Below are 12,040 nucleotides of genomic sequence, written 5' to 3' on the forward strand. Positions count from 1 at the left end.
GTGGTATTTTGATTTATCATCGTTTTTAGTGATAATTTTAATTATCACTAATTTTGCTGATATGCTGTTGTATACTTATCTTTACGTAAAAGTCGTTATATGATAGCTGTAATATCAGGTGATATAATCAAATCGCGCTCTGTAGATCCGAAAGTATGGATGCCGGCATTGGAGGAAGCCATAGGACTATATTCGGATAAATTTGATATTTTTCGAGGAGATAGTTTCCAAGCGGAGCTCACACGCCAAAATGCATTAACAGCTACCGTCTATATTAAAGCTGCTATGCTGGCGTATAATTTAGATGTACGTATTGGTATTGGTATCGGAACCAAGGAATACGATGCCCCGCATATTAAAAACTCCTTTGGTTCCGCACTTACTTATTCTGGAGAAGCATTTGAAGAACTAAAAAAGGAAACAATATTTTTTAAATCGGCTTATCCCAAGCTTGATGCCGTATGTAATGTGATATTACCTCTAGTCGCAGAATTGACTACCCGATGGACACCTAATATAGCCGAAACGGTGAAAGCGGCATTCCAGAATGAGGGAGCTAACCAAGCTGAATTGGCTAAAATATTAGACAAGAAATATCAAAGTCAAGTGAGCACCGAATTGCAAAAAGCGAGCTATGCTAAAATACAACGCGCATTGGACTATTGTACAAAAGAAATGTTAGCGTTATGAGTATTTTATTTTTAAAACTGTTGCTGGCTCATTTTATAGGTGATTTCGTCTTACAACCCAAAAGCTGGGTGAAGAAACGCAAAGATCACATCCTTTATTTGCTGATACATATTGCGATGCATACCATGCTGCTGGTCCTGTTTTTCATCCCGGAACTATCCGACCAATGGCAAATAATATTATTTATAAGCTGTGTGCATCTGTTGATCGATAGTGCTAAGATTTATTTTGAGAAAAAATTTCCACGACGTACGTTTTTGTTATTCATAGCAGATCAAACGTTACATATCCTGTCATTGGTTGCCGTTGTATGGTATACATATGGCTTACCTGTCAATTGGGAAACGTTATTTTCTGCAAAAAGCCTATTATATGTTTTAGCTTTTGTGTTAACGGTGTTTGTTAGTCCGATTATGTTAAGGGTTTTCTTCAGCAAATGGACGTCCGAAGCGGATGTTGTGAACAAGCCGAAAAATTCTCTTGTCGACGCCGGGATGCTGATTGGTATTATGGAACGGTTGCTGATCGTCCTTTTTATACAGGTAGGATTCCTGTCGGGTATAGGATTTCTTTTGGGCGCAAAATCTATTTTCCGTTTTGGTGACTTAACTAATGCTAAGGACACGAAGTTTACGGAATACATCCTCGTAGGTACCTTAGCTAGTTTTGTTATTGGGATAGCAATCGGTTATGGTTTACGGCTAGGCTTGAAGTATCTCGTATAGTTTCCACAAGGGGTAATAACTATCTTCCATAGGCCTAAATAAAAAAGCAGTTATAATTTAACTGCTTTCACCAATGCCGCTACTTCTTCAGCGACCGCTGTTTCTGTCCCATCCGTGATGGCCGACGAATGAAAATATTCGGTACCTGTTTCCTGCCAAATATGCCCAATATTGGTGGAGCGTAAACCTCCGCCAGGCATAATAACAATACGACTACGAGCTCGCAGTACCAAACGTTTCAATTCCTCCTTTCCTAAATCTACATTGGGCGCACAGCCAGAAGTGAGGACTGTCGTAAAACCACAATCGATAATATCTTCTAATGCTTCTATGCTGTCCGTGACCTCATCAAACGCCCTATGAAAAGTGCAAGGTTTTCCACCCGCCAATCTAACTAATGCCCCGTTTCGTCGTCTATCAATATTCCCTGCCGAATCCAGTACACCAAATACAAAACCATCCACGCCTAATGCATCATATAGGGTTATGTCTTTTTGCATTTGCGTAAACTCGTGATCCGAATACACAAAATTACCACCTCGGGGTCTTACCATAACGTTGAGTGTAATTTTTAATTCGCGGCGTACGATTTCTGTCTCCTGCAAATCGGGGCTTGTCCCACCGACTTGCATATTGGTACAAAACTCTACACGGTCAGCGCCGTATTGTTGTGCTATCCGTGCTGCTTCTATATTAAAACAGGCAATTTCTATTTTTGGCATCTTTATTTGAGATAATGTGGAGAAAATATAAGTTCATTTCCGACATAGTCATACTTCGCATAATTAAATCCGCCATGTATACAATATGCACCATATTCTCCTTGTTTACTAAGGGCAATAAATCCAACCTGTATGTTATCTAATGTTTTCTTCCGGTTTTTGGTGAAATTAATAATTCGATTTACCGCCTCTTCACAAGCTTTTTGAGGCGTGTGACCTTGGCGCATTAATTCAACCACCAGATGTGAACCTACTGTGCGGACAACTTCTTCGCCGTGTCCAGTGGCTGTAGCTGCCCCCACTTCGTTGTCGACATATAGTCCCGCGCCAATAATAGGGGAATCGCCAACCCGTCCATGCATCTTAAAAGCCATGCCGCTGGTTGTACAGGCTCCCGAAAGATTGCCGTCTGCGTCTAATGCAATCATGCCGATGGTATCATGGTTTTCAATATTGACAACAGGTTCGTACTTTGCTGTTTTGAGCCATTCCCGCCATTCTTTTTCCGAAACTTCCGTTAATAGATTTTCTAATGGAAATCCTTGTTCTTGTGCAAACTGTTGTGCGCCGTCGCCAACGAGCATCACGTGTGGTGTTTTTTCCATTACTGCCCGGGCTACTGATATAGCATGTTTTACCCCTTCTAGCGCAGCTACAGATCCAATATTCGCATTTTCATCCATAATACAAGCATCCAACGTCACTTTACCGTCTCTATCCGGACGCCCTCCGTAACCTACGCTGCGCTCGGTAGCGTCAGCTTCGGTATAACGTACTCCCTGTTCGACAGCATCTAATGCACGTCCTCCTGTAGAAAGAATTTTCCACGCTTCTATATTCGCTTTCAACCCAAAATCCCAAGTGGAAAGAACGATAGGTTTGTTTATCGGGCTCTGTAGTGGTTTTAGCTGTTGGGCATAACTGGGATGTAATCCAAGCAGGAGCGAACCAACGCCCATATTTTTTAAAAATTTTCTCCGCGAATCCATATGAACAAATCTAGAAAAACCTAACGAAATCCCTATAAAAAATGAATTACTCATAAAAAAATAGCCTAGGCATTGGTGAATACAAAGCATTTTATTTAGGTTTGTAACATCATGAGTACGACATCATATTTATCAGATAGGATTAATAATTTATCCGAATCAGCGACCTTAAAAATGACAAAATTAGGGCGCGAATTAGCCTCTAAAGGTATTAACGTTATTAGTTTGAGTGTAGGAGAGCCAGACTTTAATACACCCGATAACGTGAAGGATGCAGCAAAAAAAGCGCTAGACGAAAACTATACACGTTATTCTCCGGTACCGGGTTATCCAGAACTCCGCCAAGCCATTGTGAACAAATTGAAAAATGAAAACGGGTTGGATTATGAGCCTTCGCAGATTGTGGTATCTACGGGTGCGAAACAATCACTTTCTAACGTTATCTTGACATTGATCAATCCCGGTGATGAGGTTATTATCCCTACACCATACTGGGTCTCTTATTCAGAGATGGTCGTTTTGGCAGAAGGAAAATCCGTATTTATCGATACGGATATTGATTCGGATTTCAAGATCACTGCTGCGCAATTGGAAGCAGCTATTACGCCGAAAACAAAATTGTTTATGTTCTCTTCACCTTGTAATCCAACAGGTTCGGTTTATAGCAAGGAAGAATTAGCAGCATTAGCTAAGGTTTTCGAGAAATATCCCCATATTTTCATCTTGTCTGACGAAATTTATGAACATATTAATTTTATCGACAAACATGAATCTATCGCCCAATTCGAATCTATCCGTGATCGCGTTATCATTGTAAATGGTTTTTCCAAGGCTTTTGCGATGACAGGTTGGCGTTTAGGGTATATAGCTGCCAATAAGGAAATTGCTGCCGCGAACGATAAATTACAGGGACAAACGACTTCTGGGACTTGTTCCATTGCACAACGAGCAGGTATTATTGCTTATAATGATGGGTTGGAAAGCGTAAATGAAATGAAAGAAGCATTTTTACGCAGACGCCAACTTGTATATGATTTATTGAATGATATTCCGGGAGTGAAAACAAATCTCCCAGAAGGAGCATTTTATTTCTTCCCCGAAATCAGTTCGTTTTTTGGAAAAAAAGATGCACAAGGCAATGTAATTAAAGATTCCTCAGATCTTGCGCTATATCTGCTCAATGAAGGACATGTCGCAACGGTTGGAGGTGATTCTTTTGGAAATAACAACTACATCCGTCTTTCGTATGCTGCTTCAGATGAAAACTTGAAGGAGGCTCTTCGGCGGATAAAAGAGGCGTTAGGAAGGTTGTCTTCTTAGCATTTTTTGTCTACGAATATGTTAAATATTAGTAGAGACGCAACATGTTGCGTCTCTACTTCATATAGATCTGTATGAAACTGAAATTCGATGGCTTTATTCTGGCTCTATTTTGTTTCATTGTTTTAGCTTATTACTTTCCGCAGCTATATCTGTGGCAGGGCGGACAGATAATCGGATTGACAACAAGCATCGGTGTATCCCTGATCTTCTTTTTCTACGGACTTAAATTAAGTTTCCAACAATTGAAAGTAGGACTACGCAATTGGAAACTTCACCTACTGGTACAAGGAGCAACCTTTGTCCTATTTCCGCTGCTCTTACTACCATTTTATCCATTTGTCCAAAACGAATTACAGTACGATTTTTGGCTCTCTTTTTTCTTTTTGGCAGCATTGCCATCCACAGTGTCTTCTTCTGTGGTGATGGTTTCCATTGCCCGAGGGAATATTTCGGCCGCGATTTTCAATGCTAGTATATCGGGATTGATAGGTGTGATTATTACGCCATTATGGATGCAGTTTTTTCTTGATTTTGGCGAGATTGATGTTTTTGGCGATGTGTATTGGGGTTTGATAAAGGAAATTATTATCCCGGTTATTGCAGGGCTACTATTGCAGCCGTATTTGGGTAAATGGGCTTTAAGATATAATCGACAATTAACGTTGTTCGACAAATCCGTTATTTTACTCATTGTCTATTGTAGTTTCGCTGAATCATTTGTAAGTGGCGTGTTTGAAAGCATGGGGAAGTTATATTTGCTATGGACTTTTGTAGGTGTAGTGCTATTGTTTATACTTGTCTACGGATTGATTTATGTGTTCGCTAAATTTGTCCTCAACTTCAATAGGGAAGATTGTATAACGGCCTTGTTCTGTGGTTCAAAAAAATCATTGACTCACGGGTCGGTATTTGGAAAATTTCTGTTTGCCCACTCCATTAGCGCAGGTCTATATTTTTTGCCGCTAATGATTTTCCATGCTTTTCAGATATTGGTCGTTACGGTGATAGCACAACGATATCATCGTGAAGATACTATTTAAATAGTTCAAACCCATATTTTGCGTTACTCCAAAATTGGTCTAAAGCGATAATACGTGGTTTGAAGAAATTGATCAAGGTAGGCCAATCCTCTGCTTTAAAAACGGAAACGTTTTTGTCGAGTTCTATTCCGATACGAGTGGTGTTTTTGCCGTATTCATCATAGTGGTTTTCACTCCATATCCACTCTTCTCCAAGTTCGGCATGCAATACATTTTTGTATTCTTTAAATTGCGTAAACATCAATTCCCGTATACCTTCATCTGGATGGCTGATTGCTACATAAATTTTTGCAGTTTTATGGTCTGCTTCCATACGGAAGTAAAGATGTTTGATGCCTGTTTTATAATTAACCCAATTGATTTTTAACCCGTCTTCATTTGGAACCAAGGACATAAACCGACCAAAACTTGTCCAAAACTGCTCTTTTAATTTTTTTGCTTCCTCTTTTGAATACAATATCTTTTGCTGAAAATGTTACTGCCAGTGATTACTAAAAACTTCATAGATGTCTCATGAAAGTTTTCCAAAACTATCAATTAATAGCCAAACTTTTATAACACTTTTTGGTTTAGTCTGTATGGATAGAAAAAAATCATTATTGTTGTTGGCAGCAGTAGCGGCAGGTACAACTTTATATAATTTGCTGAAGCCCGTTAAATCGAATATAGCGGTGGTACAAGGTTTCCAGAAGGAAAAATATCTAGGAGAGTGGTATGAGATTGCCCGTATGGATTTTTATTGGGAAAAAAATCTTAAAAATGTACTGGCTACCTATGCTTTGAATGACGATAGCAGTATCCAGGTCAATAATCAGGGATATGATATGGCAAAAGAAAAATATAAGCAAAGCATTGGCAGAGCAAAGTTCGTTAGAACAGAAGAGGAGGGGGCTTTGAAGGTTTCTTTTTTCGGTCCGTTTTATTCCGGATATAACGTTGTGATGATTGATGATGATTATCGTTATGCTTTGGTGTTCGGCGAAAATCTTGATTATATGTGGATACTATCACGGGATAAAACAATACCGGATGATGTTAAGCAGAAGTATCTCGCTTATGCTAGACGTTCAGGATATGCGATTGATAAATTGGTGTGGACGTTACAGGAATAATAAGAAATAGGCAAGGGTTAAATAATAATCCTTGCCTATTTTCGATGGTGGAGAATATCGGAGTCGAACCGATGACCTTTTGGCTGCCAGCCAAACGCTCTAGCCAGCTGAGCTAATCCCCCTTTTTTTAAAATCATTCAAACTTAGATAAAATGCTTTGCATTCACAAACTGAATGTTAAATAAGTTCATGCAGCATACCGTTAAAAATAAAAAAGTGTATCGTACCTAATAGAAAAAATCATCATGAGGATTTATTACCTTAAAATCTTTTCCATCTTTCTGCCTTTCGCCAGTTCGTCCACCAACTTGTCTAAATATCGGACTTGTCTTGTTAAGGGGTTTTCAATTTCTTCTATCCGATAGCCACAAATTACACCGGTTATGAGCGATGCGTTAGGGTTAAGATTAGCTCTCTCAAACAATATTTCAAAGGTTATGTTTTCATCAATAAGTTCTTGTAGTTTTTTGTTATCAAATCCCGTCAGCCACTCGATGACTTGATGTAACTCTTCTATTGTTCTACCTTTGTTTTTCACTTTGATCACGTAATGGGGATAAACGGAAGCAAATGTCATTTTTGCTATTCGTTCATTATGTTCAGAAGTTGTTTTCATTTCAGATTTTTTTGTGTTTCAGTCGCCTCTGATAAACTTAAATGCTTAAATATACGAAATGTAGGTCTAAGGAGTAGGGCATAGTTGATTTTATTGTTAGTCTCATCAAGTCAAAAAAAGACGATTGTAAAATAAATTCAGACGAACATTTTTCATATAAAAGATGTTCTTATATAGAAGACTAACGATACGTTAAAGAAAAAAGATATACATTATGAGCATAGTTATAAAAATAGATATGTTGAAAAAAAATTGCTTAGCAAGCATAATACTGATGAGTATACTATTCAGCGCTTGTAACGGAGGATCAAGACCATCATCTGCGGATAGGACCGATTCTCTTTCGCAACCCATCGAAGATAATGGTGTCCCGTTGAATAATCTAGAACGAAATAGAGATACGGATACTGTCGATCAGCAACTAGAAAATAATTCCGGCGTTCCATTAGATAATTTGAACCGCGACAACAGTAAGGATACGATTAACCGCCCGGGTTTAAATTGAGCATCTTTCGCAAAAAATAAAGCCCGACCTATTATAGGGGTCGGGCTTTATTTTTTGCAGAGAGAGCGGGATTCGAACCCGCGATACGGTCATCCCGTATACAGACTTTCCAGGTCTGCTCTTTCAACCACTCAGACATCTCTCTTTTCGGTGTGCAAATATACAATATTTATATTTTAAACCTAATTTTAAATCTTTTTTAATAAATTGAAAAGATGAAAGGACTGTTGACATACAGTTGTCATTCCATGCCATAATTTTGTTACAGTAATAAGATTTATAAAAGACTATTTATTGATTTTTAATTATTTAACGGTATGGGAACCACAGCAATTTTAACAAAGGAAGAGTTTTTGAAACATTGGTTAGGGCATCGCGATCTGACTCGTCGAACATTGGAAAAATTTCCAGAAAAAGAGCTTTTTGATTTTTCAATAGGGGGTATGCGATCTTTTTCGGAATTGATCATGGAATTATTGTCCATCGCCGAACCCGGACTGCGAGGAATCGTAGAAATAGATAATCAACCTTATAATCACAAATTAGCTTTGAACACAAAAGAAGATCTTTTAGCAAAATGGGATGCAGATACGCCGAAAATCATTGAGCTGTTCAATCAGATTCCGGAAGAAGACTTTCATTTGGTGCATAATTTATTCGGCGAATATAAATTTCCTATATACAGTAACCTGTTATATTTTATTGACAACGAAATTCACCACCGGGCACAAGGGTTTGTGTATCTACGGGCGCTGGGTATTGAGCCTCCTTTTTTCTGGGACAGACCATAACGCAATTGTCGAGAGTTGTAATTTGATAAAGTGCCCTATGTGATTTTAGTAACGTGGGGCATTTTTTATGAAGTAAATTTAACCTGAATATTGGCCAGTAATGCTTTGACATGTTCTTTGAGTTTCTCCGGCTCTAAAATACGTGCTTGATCCGCAAACATGAGATACCAGCGGGCAAACTCCTGTTCCATGTTTCTACAGGCGAAGGTCATCATAACCTCCGTGTCAATTATCTCTTCCGATACAAACCCATAATAGGAGCGTTCCCATTCCATATAACGCGCGTATGCAAAAGGTACAGCTATTCGTATGGTTATGGTTGGCGCAGGTTCTTCTTTTTCTAGATAATGTGATAATGACTTATGCGTTCTGGTAAAAGGAGTAGATGCTAGTTGGATTCGTTGGATTCGATCGATGCGAAATTGCCGATAATCTTTTCGCAGGTGACAGTAAGCGATAAAATACCAATAGTTTCCCTGGTGAAATACACCTACGGGTTCGATTTCCCGATGTACGGCGGTACTGTACGTACCGCTCTGATAATCCATATTAACCATTTTATGTTGAGCGATACTTTCAAATAATATGGATAGTGCAGAAGGTACGTTTTCGTTAAATCGATGTGTTAGCGAGCCCATTAACATATTTTCTTCCAGTAACGTTACATTTAGCTTCTCGTTGTAGCGAAGGTAGGCTTTGATTTTATTGAGTGCAGAACTAAAATGCCGGAACAGATCAGGATCTACAAATTTCTGCATCAACTTTTCTGCTGCAGCAAGAGTTAATATTTCTTCCTTAGAAAATTTAGTGGGTGGCAACCGGTATCCCTCCACCAGTCCGTAGCCTGTGCCTGCTTCGCCGTAAATGGGAATACCCGCTTGTTCCAGTGCTTTTATATCACGATAAATTGTTCGTTGGCTAACTTCAAATTGTTCGGCAAGATCCTGTGCCTTCACAATAGGTTTTGCCTGCAGTTGAAAGTAAATAGCAACAATCCTATTAAACCGCTTTGTAACCTCCATGCAGTAAAAGTAAACATTTTGAAACGAAAGAAAGCCAATCTTAGATTGGCTTTCTTTCGTTTTATGTCTCTTTTTTAGCGAGAACAATCGGCCGTCCATGTGCGACCGTCTCTTAGATAAGCAATCTTCAAGCTGGATGCTGTAATCCGGATGGTTCCGAGTTCTCCGCCGTTAAAGACGAGCGTGTTATTTTCGCCTTTTTCCATGGTAATATCACCTAAAGTTGGAATACCGTCCGAAAAATTGAAGGTATAATTATTGCCGACTTTTGTAACGGTGACCGAACCGTTTGTCTCGGGTACGTCTTCGTCATCAGAACTATTAAAAGAAACTGATCCTTCATACTTTCCCAAAAACAAATCATTGTCCGCGGGATCATCGTCTTTACTACAAGAGCTAAACGCGATAAATGTAATAAACAATAAACTCAAAATTTTAATACTCGTTTTCATATAATCTAATTTAGTAAATCTTAAAACTGTTACAGATATATTACAATCGAAATGCCAGTTAGCATTTTGTTAACAAAAATTAACGTTCTTGATCTGTTGCTTTTGTTGCACCTTTTATTTGTTCGACGATTTCTTGTTGAAGCGTTGCTTGGCTTTTAAGCATGGCGGTCGTGCTTTCCGTAAAGCTTCCTGCATTAGAAAGAATCTCCTGAAAAATACGAAGCAATGTATTTTCCGTTTTTTCGCAGACTTCGATGACCTGGTCGCGTCCGATTGCCTCTACCGAAGGTTTTTCTTCTTGCCAGCGCGTATATAGATTGCCGGCCACCCATTCCCGTTCAGAAAATGGACTATCCTCTTTGGCTAGCACACCATTGAGCTCCGATTTGAATTGCTGTGTTAGTTGCATACATTTTTCCAAAAACGCTATCAAGTCTATATCCTTGTTGGCATCAGCAGAAGAAATAATTGCGCGGTAAATTTCAACACGCTCTGTAAGGATCTGAATAAGATCGTGCAGCTGTGTGGCATGTGTATTTGTGTTGTTTTCCATAAACAAATAAGATATTGTCTATTCTATGAACAATTTCATCGGGATTCAGTTTCTAATAAGAGAAGTATTAACGCTTAAGTTTTATAATTATATAAATTCAATATGGAAACCAGTCTAATTACCAAGGAGCAACTTGACAAGATTGTAGAGCGAGTAGAAGGAGAATTTCGGGCATATTTCACATCGGAGGAATCAAAAGTAAATTCGTTACGCGATTGTTTTTTTAAGCCGGAGATATATGAGAAAGAGAAGTTATTAAGCCTAGATCAGGAGATATTTCAGTTGCTTCCGAAAGAGATTCAAGAAAAAACACACGAGTTGATTGCCGAGTTGACGAAAGTAGATTGATATGTAACAAACATAAATGTTATTTTTTCTTCCACTGTAGGATACACGATATCGCATAATGATCGGAGAGCGGTATATCATTTCCATCGGTAAAATATTGCTTTTCCAGTTTATATCTTTGAGGACAAAATTCAATAAACGTGCTATTACGAAAAAAGATTTTATCGATACTTTCACAACTATCCGTTAGCGTTAGTTTCTCACTTGGAACAAAAGTGGGATAGGGCAGTGGACATTTTCCATTTTTCATTAGCATGACCCATACATCTTGCACGCCCGTCTGTTTGGTAAACCATGATAAGTTATCCCAGGCAGCTGCAAAATGTGCGTTAAAATCGCCCATCACGATAATAGCATTGCTGGCAGAATGCGTGGTGATATAGTCTACTAACTGTTCGATATTTTTTTGTCGGGCGGTAGCTGCATATTTGTCATCCCGAGCCGTAGCATGGATGTTGTAAACATCGACATTGACTGATTTTGCGATGGTGATACGGGAAAAAGAAAATCCCTTCGCTGCTAAGCAATCTGAGCCATTACAATGCTGCCAAGGAATACGACGTGTTTCTTGGATTGGGTATTTGGACAAGGTATTGAGTCCATCGCCGTAAGGCACTGCCATTTTATGTTCAGTGCGATAACGATGCCTATTATCCTCTCCATAAAGTTCGTGATGATAATGGAAATCTTCCTGCACATTGACAATATCAAAACGATTGATTTTTTTAGAAATTTCTTTCATACTGCTTGCTCGTGAATTTACGGCGGCAGAAAGGAAATCAGGCAGACCTGCTACATTATAGGTCAATAAGGATAGCTCACCTTCACTGCGCTCTTCCAATGCAATTGTGTGCTCCTCGATATAAGATATAGAATTTGTGTTGGAGTGTGTGGTTTTGGTGAAATAAAGACCACAAACAATGGGGAGGAATGAAACAGACAAAACTTTTCGCCAGTATTTCTTTCTATGCGATATCATATTGAATGCATGGTTTTATTTTTATACATCAAAGCTAGTGCATGAGTGTTAGATATTTGTAAACCATCTATTATGCTTCCGTATGGAAATGATGTATTAAAGGTAAATAAGTATATGAAATTTCATAAATCATTAATATTCAGTTTCTATTAAGAAAATATGTCATGTTTATT

Annotated in this window: 16 protein-coding genes and 2 tRNA genes; 8 read left to right on the forward strand and 10 right to left on the reverse strand. The window is 38.6% G+C overall.

Features of this window, described 5'->3' with window-relative positions; genetic code table 11:
- The first annotated feature begins 99 nt into the window (after window positions 1-99).
- Both EWE74_RS02900 and EWE74_RS02905 read left to right on the forward strand, forming a co-directional pair.
- Window positions 100-690 carry a hypothetical protein gene (locus tag EWE74_RS02900; protein WP_130140027.1) on the forward strand — a complete coding sequence of 197 codons (591 nt, stop codon included), beginning with the start codon at window positions 100-102 and terminating at the stop codon, window positions 688-690.
- Window positions 687-1,415, forward strand: coding sequence for a DUF3307 domain-containing protein (locus EWE74_RS02905; RefSeq protein ID WP_130140028.1), 729 nt, complete (start codon window positions 687-689; stop codon window positions 1,413-1,415). Before EWE74_RS02900 ends, EWE74_RS02905 begins: the two co-directional genes overlap by 4 nt.
- 50 nt (window positions 1,416-1,465) lie before the next feature.
- Here EWE74_RS02905 and EWE74_RS02910 read toward each other — a convergent pair whose 3' ends face one another.
- Entirely contained in the window at window positions 1,466-2,137 is a 672-nt protein-coding gene (locus EWE74_RS02910) for a copper homeostasis protein CutC (protein ID WP_130140029.1), read from the reverse strand.
- 2 nt (window positions 2,138-2,139) lie between these two features.
- Window positions 2,140-3,096, reverse strand: coding sequence for a N(4)-(beta-N-acetylglucosaminyl)-L-asparaginase (locus EWE74_RS02915; RefSeq protein ID WP_317125932.1), 957 nt, complete (start codon window positions 3,094-3,096; stop codon window positions 2,140-2,142).
- A gap of 141 nt (window positions 3,097-3,237) precedes the next feature.
- On the opposite strand from EWE74_RS02915, the gene EWE74_RS02920 reads away from it, so the two are divergent.
- Together EWE74_RS02920 and EWE74_RS02925 are read left to right on the forward strand one after the other, a co-directional pair.
- The gene (locus EWE74_RS02920; protein ID WP_223857509.1) at window positions 3,238-4,446 is read left to right on the forward strand and encodes a pyridoxal phosphate-dependent aminotransferase; all 1,209 of its coding nucleotides are present in this window, start codon (window positions 3,238-3,240) and stop codon (window positions 4,444-4,446) included.
- Window positions 4,447-4,520: 74 nt separating this feature from the next.
- Window positions 4,521-5,489, forward strand: coding sequence for a bile acid:sodium symporter family protein (locus EWE74_RS02925; protein WP_130140030.1), 969 nt, complete (start codon window positions 4,521-4,523; stop codon window positions 5,487-5,489).
- On the opposite strand, the gene EWE74_RS02930 is transcribed toward EWE74_RS02925, so the two are convergent.
- Window positions 5,482-5,946, reverse strand: coding sequence for a DUF4268 domain-containing protein (locus EWE74_RS02930; RefSeq protein WP_130140031.1), 465 nt, complete (start codon window positions 5,944-5,946; stop codon window positions 5,482-5,484). The genes EWE74_RS02925 and EWE74_RS02930 overlap by 8 nt on opposite strands.
- A gap of 121 nt (window positions 5,947-6,067) precedes the next feature.
- Here EWE74_RS02930 and EWE74_RS02935 point away from each other — a divergent pair, with 121 nt between their 5' ends.
- Complete coding sequence (locus tag EWE74_RS02935; protein ID WP_130140032.1) at window positions 6,068-6,601, forward strand: lipocalin family protein; 534 nt, start codon at window positions 6,068-6,070, stop codon at window positions 6,599-6,601.
- A 45-nt stretch (window positions 6,602-6,646) separates the two neighbouring features.
- On the opposite strand, the gene EWE74_RS02940 is transcribed toward EWE74_RS02935, so the two are convergent.
- Window positions 6,647-6,723, reverse strand: a tRNA-Ala gene (locus tag EWE74_RS02940).
- A 134-nt stretch (window positions 6,724-6,857) separates the two neighbouring features.
- Window positions 6,858-7,217 carry a DUF2200 domain-containing protein gene (locus tag EWE74_RS02945; RefSeq protein WP_130140033.1) on the reverse strand — a complete coding sequence of 120 codons (360 nt, stop codon included), beginning with the start codon at window positions 7,215-7,217 and terminating at the stop codon, window positions 6,858-6,860.
- A gap of 274 nt (window positions 7,218-7,491) precedes the next feature.
- On the opposite strand from EWE74_RS02945, the gene EWE74_RS02950 reads away from it, so the two are divergent.
- A complete protein-coding gene (locus EWE74_RS02950; RefSeq protein WP_130140034.1) occupies window positions 7,492-7,722 on the forward strand; it encodes a hypothetical protein in 231 nt (76 codons plus the stop codon).
- 57 nt (window positions 7,723-7,779) lie between these two features.
- On the opposite strand, the gene EWE74_RS02955 is transcribed toward EWE74_RS02950, so the two are convergent.
- Window positions 7,780-7,867, reverse strand: a tRNA-Ser gene (locus EWE74_RS02955).
- A gap of 172 nt (window positions 7,868-8,039) precedes the next feature.
- On the opposite strand from EWE74_RS02955, the gene EWE74_RS02960 reads away from it, so the two are divergent.
- Window positions 8,040-8,513, forward strand: coding sequence for a DinB family protein (locus EWE74_RS02960; RefSeq protein WP_130140035.1), 474 nt, complete (start codon window positions 8,040-8,042; stop codon window positions 8,511-8,513).
- Between the two features lie 65 nt (window positions 8,514-8,578).
- Here EWE74_RS02960 and EWE74_RS02965 read toward each other — a convergent pair whose 3' ends face one another.
- From EWE74_RS02965 to EWE74_RS02975, 3 genes are all read right to left on the reverse strand, one after another.
- A complete protein-coding gene (locus tag EWE74_RS02965; RefSeq protein WP_130140036.1) occupies window positions 8,579-9,535 on the reverse strand; it encodes a helix-turn-helix transcriptional regulator in 957 nt (318 codons plus the stop codon).
- Between the two features lie 74 nt (window positions 9,536-9,609).
- The gene (locus EWE74_RS02970) at window positions 9,610-9,987 is read right to left on the reverse strand and encodes a hypothetical protein (protein ID WP_130140037.1); all 378 of its coding nucleotides are present in this window, start codon (window positions 9,985-9,987) and stop codon (window positions 9,610-9,612) included.
- A 79-nt stretch (window positions 9,988-10,066) separates the two neighbouring features.
- Window positions 10,067-10,540 (reverse strand): DUF2383 domain-containing protein, encoded by a 474-nt coding sequence (locus tag EWE74_RS02975; RefSeq protein WP_130140038.1) that lies wholly within the window; start codon window positions 10,538-10,540, stop codon window positions 10,067-10,069.
- A gap of 102 nt (window positions 10,541-10,642) precedes the next feature.
- Between EWE74_RS02975 and EWE74_RS02980 the strand changes: the two genes are divergently transcribed.
- Entirely contained in the window at window positions 10,643-10,888 is a 246-nt protein-coding gene (locus EWE74_RS02980) for a hypothetical protein (RefSeq protein WP_130140039.1), read from the forward strand.
- Window positions 10,889-10,907: 19 nt separating this feature from the next.
- Here EWE74_RS02980 and EWE74_RS02985 read toward each other — a convergent pair whose 3' ends face one another.
- Window positions 10,908-11,867, reverse strand: coding sequence for an endonuclease/exonuclease/phosphatase family protein (locus EWE74_RS02985; RefSeq protein ID WP_130140040.1), 960 nt, complete (start codon window positions 11,865-11,867; stop codon window positions 10,908-10,910).
- Window positions 11,868-12,040 lie beyond the last annotated feature (173 nt).

The organism is Sphingobacterium corticibacterium (assembly GCF_004208525.1).
GTDB classification, from domain to species: domain Bacteria; phylum Bacteroidota; class Bacteroidia; order Sphingobacteriales; family Sphingobacteriaceae; genus Sphingobacterium; species Sphingobacterium corticibacterium.

What these genes read in the sequence shown, in the direction of transcription:
- EWE74_RS02900 (WP_130140027.1), top strand. Translation starts at nt 100, where the DNA reads ATGATAGCTGTAATATCAGGTGATATAATCAAATCGCGCTCTGTAGAT.
- EWE74_RS02905 (WP_130140028.1), top strand. Translation starts at nt 687, where the DNA reads ATGAGTATTTTATTTTTAAAACTGTTGCTGGCTCATTTTATAGGTGAT.
- EWE74_RS02910 (WP_130140029.1), bottom strand. Translation starts at nt 2,137, where the DNA reads ATGCCAAAAATAGAAATTGCCTGTTTTAATATAGAAGCAGCACGGATA.
- EWE74_RS02915 (WP_317125932.1), bottom strand. Translation starts at nt 3,096, where the DNA reads ATGGGCGTTGGTTCGCTCCTGCTTGGATTACATCCCAGTTATGCCCAA.
- EWE74_RS02920 (WP_223857509.1), top strand. Translation starts at nt 3,238, where the DNA reads ATGAGTACGACATCATATTTATCAGATAGGATTAATAATTTATCCGAA.
- EWE74_RS02925 (WP_130140030.1), top strand. Translation starts at nt 4,521, where the DNA reads ATGAAACTGAAATTCGATGGCTTTATTCTGGCTCTATTTTGTTTCATT.
- EWE74_RS02935 (WP_130140032.1), top strand. Translation starts at nt 6,068, where the DNA reads ATGGATAGAAAAAAATCATTATTGTTGTTGGCAGCAGTAGCGGCAGGT.
- EWE74_RS02945 (WP_130140033.1), bottom strand. Translation starts at nt 7,217, where the DNA reads ATGAAAACAACTTCTGAACATAATGAACGAATAGCAAAAATGACATTT.
- EWE74_RS02950 (WP_130140034.1), top strand. Translation starts at nt 7,492, where the DNA reads ATGAGTATACTATTCAGCGCTTGTAACGGAGGATCAAGACCATCATCT.
- EWE74_RS02960 (WP_130140035.1), top strand. Translation starts at nt 8,040, where the DNA reads ATGGGAACCACAGCAATTTTAACAAAGGAAGAGTTTTTGAAACATTGG.
- EWE74_RS02965 (WP_130140036.1), bottom strand. Translation starts at nt 9,535, where the DNA reads ATGGAGGTTACAAAGCGGTTTAATAGGATTGTTGCTATTTACTTTCAA.
- EWE74_RS02970 (WP_130140037.1), bottom strand. Translation starts at nt 9,987, where the DNA reads ATGAAAACGAGTATTAAAATTTTGAGTTTATTGTTTATTACATTTATC.
- EWE74_RS02975 (WP_130140038.1), bottom strand. Translation starts at nt 10,540, where the DNA reads ATGGAAAACAACACAAATACACATGCCACACAGCTGCACGATCTTATT.
- EWE74_RS02980 (WP_130140039.1), top strand. Translation starts at nt 10,643, where the DNA reads ATGGAAACCAGTCTAATTACCAAGGAGCAACTTGACAAGATTGTAGAG.
- EWE74_RS02985 (WP_130140040.1), bottom strand. Translation starts at nt 11,867, where the DNA reads ATGATATCGCATAGAAAGAAATACTGGCGAAAAGTTTTGTCTGTTTCA.